Genomic DNA, 4,622 nt, shown 5'->3' on the forward strand with positions numbered 1-4,622 from the left:
GTCGCCCTGACTTGCGGTGCCACCAAGGCGCAGTTCGACGCCACCATCGCCGTCCACCCCACCGCCGCCGAAGAGCTGGTTACGCTACGGAAACCCGTACGGTGATCGAACCGCCGCCTCGTACAGCGGCGGATGCGGACAAGTTCAACTGAACAAGGGCAATGACTCGGGATCGGGCGAGTTCGCCGGTACCGCGGGCGAACAACTCCAGATACGGCCCCTCGCTGCAGGCCTCGATGACCGGATAGAGCTCATCGGGCTTGCGAGAGTGCTCACGCCTGCGCGTCGCCAGAAAGTTCACCTGGCGGCGCCCGCCGTTCAAGCGATACAGGAGCTTATCCATCCAGGTGGTACTGGCTCCATATTCAATGGTCCAGCCAATCCGGCCAGAAACATACTCACTGATCCAGATCATTTCTTCAGCATTTAGCTGAACGTCAGGAAACCTCTTTAATATAAACAACAACAAAACCTATTCTCATTCGTTTCTCCTCAAGGATTTTATCTTGCGCAACCCTTCCATTGGCGGCGCCGGCGCCGCCTGGATCATCGCATTGGCCATTGCCGCGCCAGCCCACGCCGCACCGCAAGGCCTGCTGGAGACGCTGCACCACAACACCACGCTGATCAATACAGTCCCCGCCAACGGCGATCAGAATCCCTACGCCATCTACGTGGCGCCGGTGTCGACGGGCATCATCAAGAAGGACGACGTGCTGGTGGACAACTTCAACAATTCGTCCAACCTGCAGGGTACGGGCAGCACCATCGTCATCTATCATCCCGACACTGGGAAGATGACGCTGTTCGCCGCCATTCCGCGCGAACTCAAGGGCTGCCCCGGCGGCATGGGCCTGTCCACGGCCATGGTGATGTTCAAGTCGGGCTGGGTGATCGTCGGCAGCACCCCCAGCAACGACGGCACCACGGACACCAAAGGCGCGGGCTGCCTGGTCGTGCTCGACTCCCGCGGCAAAGTGAACTCCGTCATCAGCAACCCGGACATCAATGACCCGTGGGGCAACATGGCGGTGGTCGACAGCGGCACGAGCGCGGTGCTATTCGTCAGCAATGCCGGCTTCGGCGTCGGTTCGGCCAAGGGCAAGCCGCCGATCGTTCACACGGCCACGGTCTTGCGCATGGATCTCGACATCCCGAACGGCAAGCCGCCCGTCGTCAAGCGGCAGACCGTCATCGGCAGCGGCTACGGCGCGCAGGCCGACAAGGACGTCTTCCTCATCGGTCCGACTGGCTTGGCACTTTCGGCCGACCAGAAGAAGCTCTACGTCTCGGACGCGGTCAGCGACAGCGTCGACGTCATAGACAACCCGCTCACGCGAACCGACAGCGCGGGCACGGGACATCTGCTCACCCAAGGCGGACTGCTGCGCCGGCCCCTGGCCATGATCATGGCACCCAACGGCCACCTGCTCGTCACCAACGCGCTGAATGGCCAGGTGGTCGAGATCGACGCGGAAACCGGCAAGCAGCTCCACGCCCGCTGGAGCGACGTCGACAAGGCCCAGACCCCTCCGGGCAGCGGCGACCTGTTCGGCATTGCCATGACCCCCGCGGGCAACGGGTTCTACTACGTCGAAGACGACGTGAACACACTGATGCTGGCCAAATGAACCCCCATGACGACAAGGCCCCCCGGCACCCCGCCCGCCGCCATTTCCTGAAGGCGGGCGGCGCAGCGGCCATCGCGGCGGGAACGCTGGGCACGGGCGCCGCCCGGGCACGCGAAATGGCGGCGACCATGAACCGGGGCGTGGAGCCTTTTTACGGCAGGCATCAGGGCGGCATCATTACGCCGCAGCAAAGCCACGCCTACGTCGCAGCCCTCGATCTGACCACCGCCAAGCGCGAGGACATCGTCGCCCTGCTGAAAACCTGGACCGAGATGGCGGCGCGACTGACGCGCGGCGAGCCCGCAGGCACCTTGAGGGAGCCCGCCGACAAGCCCGCCCTGGACTCCGGTGAGGCGCTCGACCTGGGCGCATCCAGCCTGACGCTGACTTTCGGCTTCGGCCCCGGGATGTTCACCCAGGAAGGCAAAGACCGCTACGGCCTGGCCAGATACCGCCCGCCCCAGCTCGTCGACCTGCCGCGCTTCAACGGCGAGCAGCTGATTGCGGCAAAGACCGGTGGTGACCTGTTCATCCAGGGCTGCGCCGACAACGCCCAAGTCGTATTCCATGCGGTGCGCCAGCTGATCCGCACCGCCGACGGCACGGCCCGGGTGCGCTGGGGCCAGGCCGGCTTCCTGTCCACGCCCAAAGGGGAAACGCCGCGCAACCTCATGGGATTCAAGGACGGCACCATCAACCCGGCCATACACGATCCCGCCGCGATGAAGCAGTTCGTCTGGGCCGGCGAAGAAAGCCCGGCCTGGATGCGTGGTGGCACCTATACGGTCGTGCGCCGCATCCGCATCACGCTGGAACACTGGGACCAGATGGAGCGCGGCTTCCAGGAATCGGTTTTCGGCCGCCACAAATACAGCGGCGCGCCGCTGGGCGGCAAGCACGAGATGGATCCGCTGGATCTGAAGGCAGTGGACAAGGACGGCAACCCGATCATTCCGGAGAACGCCCACGCCCGGCTGTCGAACCAGGCGATGAACAACGGCGCGCAGATCCTGCGCCGCTCCTATTCGTACAACGAAAGCACGGATTTCTACATCGAACGCTGGCCGCCCTGGCGCCAGGAAACGGAATACGACGCGGGGCTGATCTTCATCGCCCACCAGCGTGATCCGCGCAAAGGCTTCATTCCGATCAACGACCGGCTGTCCAAGTTCGACATGCTGAACCAGTTCGTCACCCACGTCGGCAGCGCCATTTTTGCCTGCCCGAGCGGCATCGCCCCGGGCCAGTACATCGGCCAGGGCCTGTTCAAGAACCTGGATGTCTGAACCCCGGAACACCCGCGACACCGCACACGGTCCGCAATGCACATTCTTTCAAATTCATCGTTTCACTGGGCAACCCCGAGAACCTTCACATGACTCTACATTCCACGGCAAGCCGTTGGATGACACGCAAGCTTGCAAACCTGACGCGCGCCCTTGCGTTCGGCACGCTGGCGGCAGGCGCGTCGTTCGCGCTGGCAGGCGCCCCGGCGCAGGCAGCCTCCTCCCATACGCTCACGCTGTATAGCGCCCAGCACGGCCAGTTGGTGAAACTGCTGGTGGCCGACTTCCAGAAAATGTCGGGCGCAACGATGCGGGTGCACAGCGGCGAAGGTCCGGAGATTGCCTCCCAGCTGATCGCCGAGGGCACGCATTCGCCGGCCGACGTGTACTTCACCGAGAATTCGCCCGAACTGATGCTGCTCGAGGAAAAAGGCCTGCTCGCCAAGATCGACGCTTCCACCCTGAAGCAGATACCCGACCGCTACAGCTCGCCCGAGGGGCGCTGGATCGGCGTGGTGGCGCGCGAGAACGTACTGGCCTACAACCCGTCGATGATCAAGGCCGCGCAACTGCCGGCTTCATTGCTCGATCTGGCCAAATCGGCCTGGAAGGAAAAAGTGGCCATCGCCCCCGCCGACGGTGATTTCCTGCCCCTGGTCAGTGCGGTGGCCGCGCTCAAAGGGCACGATGCGGCCTTGAACTGGCTCAAGGGCCTGAAAGCGAACGCCAAGATCTATGACGACGACGAAGGCGTGGTGGCGGCAGTCAACAGCGGTGCCGTGGCCACGGGCATCGTCAACAACTACTACTGGGCCCGCCTGCATGCCGAGATGGGAGACAAGGGCACCCACAGCACCATTCATCACTTCATCCACGGCGACGTCGGCGCGCTGGTCAATGTCTCGGGCGCAGCAGTGCTCAAGACCGCTCCCGACCCCGCACTGGCCCAAAAGTTCGTTGCCTATCTCGTCAGCCGGCGCGCACAGGAATTGATGGCCAAGAGCAAGATCGATTTCGAATATCCGCTGCGCCCGGGGGTGGCGCCCGACCCCCTGCTCAAGCCCTTCAAGCAGCTGCAGCCACCCAAGCTGACCATGCAGCAGCTGGGCGACGACAGCCAGGCGGGCGCACTGCTGCGCGAGGCGGGGCTGCTGTAATGAATGCGGTGCCCGGCGAGGCATTCGGTCCGGATGCCCTGCCCATATCCATCGGGCACGCGCGTAGGCGCCGCGCCCCGGGACGGACGCCTCGGGGCCTGCTTGCTGCGGCCAGCGCCAGCGCGGCGCTGGTACTGATCCCCCTGCTGGTCATTGCGGCACAGACCCTGCACGCGGGCCTCGGCCAGGCGCTCGCCCTGCTGTGGCGGCCGCTGGTGGGGGAACTGCTGCTGAACACCTTGCTGATCGTCAGCACATCGACCTGTCTCTGCGCCGTGCTGGGTACCGCGGCCGCGTGGTTCGTGGAGCGCACTCGCCTGCCCGGCCGCCGCACCTGGGCGGTGCTGCTGGCCGGACCGCTGGCGGTGCCCGCCTTCATCACCAGCTATGCCTGGATCTCGCTGAGTCCATCGCTGCAAGACTTCGCTGGAGCGCTGCTGGTCGTCACCAGTTCCTACTATCCGCTGGTCCTGCTGCCGGTGTCCGCCGCACTGCGGGGGCTGGATCCGGCGCTGGAAGAAACCGCCCGCAGCCCAGTGAGCGGGCGG

General features: G+C 64.7%; 4 protein-coding genes and 2 pseudogenes. 5 read left to right on the forward strand and 1 reads right to left on the reverse strand.

From position 1 onward, the window contains the following. A pseudogene (locus tag EPN31_RS08450) lies at nucleotides 1–105 on the forward strand (glutathione reductase); the annotation flags it as partial. An 85-nt stretch (nucleotides 106–190) separates the two neighbouring features. Here EPN31_RS08450 and EPN31_RS08455 read toward each other — a convergent pair. Then, a pseudogene (locus EPN31_RS08455) lies at nucleotides 191–313 on the reverse strand (MT-A70 family methyltransferase); the annotation flags it as partial. Between the two features lie 208 nt (nucleotides 314–521). Between EPN31_RS08455 and EPN31_RS08460 the strand changes: the two are divergent. The 4 genes from EPN31_RS08460 to EPN31_RS08475 form a co-directional block, all read left to right on the forward strand. Then, nucleotides 522–1,631 (forward strand): hypothetical protein, encoded by a 1,110-nt coding sequence (locus EPN31_RS08460; RefSeq protein ID WP_291771917.1) that lies wholly within the window; start codon nucleotides 522–524, stop codon nucleotides 1,629–1,631. Beyond that, nucleotides 1,628–2,917 (forward strand): iron uptake transporter deferrochelatase/peroxidase subunit, encoded by a 1,290-nt coding sequence (gene efeB / locus EPN31_RS08465; RefSeq protein ID WP_291771914.1) that lies wholly within the window; start codon nucleotides 1,628–1,630, stop codon nucleotides 2,915–2,917. The genes EPN31_RS08460 and efeB overlap by 4 nt, the downstream gene beginning before the upstream one ends. Nucleotides 2,918–3,036: 119 nt before the next feature. Next, nucleotides 3,037–4,074 carry an iron ABC transporter substrate-binding protein gene (locus EPN31_RS08470; RefSeq protein ID WP_291771920.1) on the forward strand — a complete coding sequence of 346 codons (1,038 nt, stop codon included), beginning with the start codon at nucleotides 3,037–3,039 and terminating at the stop codon, nucleotides 4,072–4,074. Continuing rightward, nucleotides 4,074–4,622, forward strand: a 549-nt coding sequence (locus EPN31_RS08475; RefSeq protein ID WP_367188308.1) for an ABC transporter permease, incomplete at its 3' end; no start/stop codon positions are given. The genes EPN31_RS08470 and EPN31_RS08475, both read left to right, overlap by 1 nt.

Source organism: Castellaniella sp., assembly GCF_004321985.1.
In the GTDB taxonomy this organism is placed as follows: Bacteria; Pseudomonadota; Gammaproteobacteria; order Burkholderiales; family Burkholderiaceae_B; genus Castellaniella.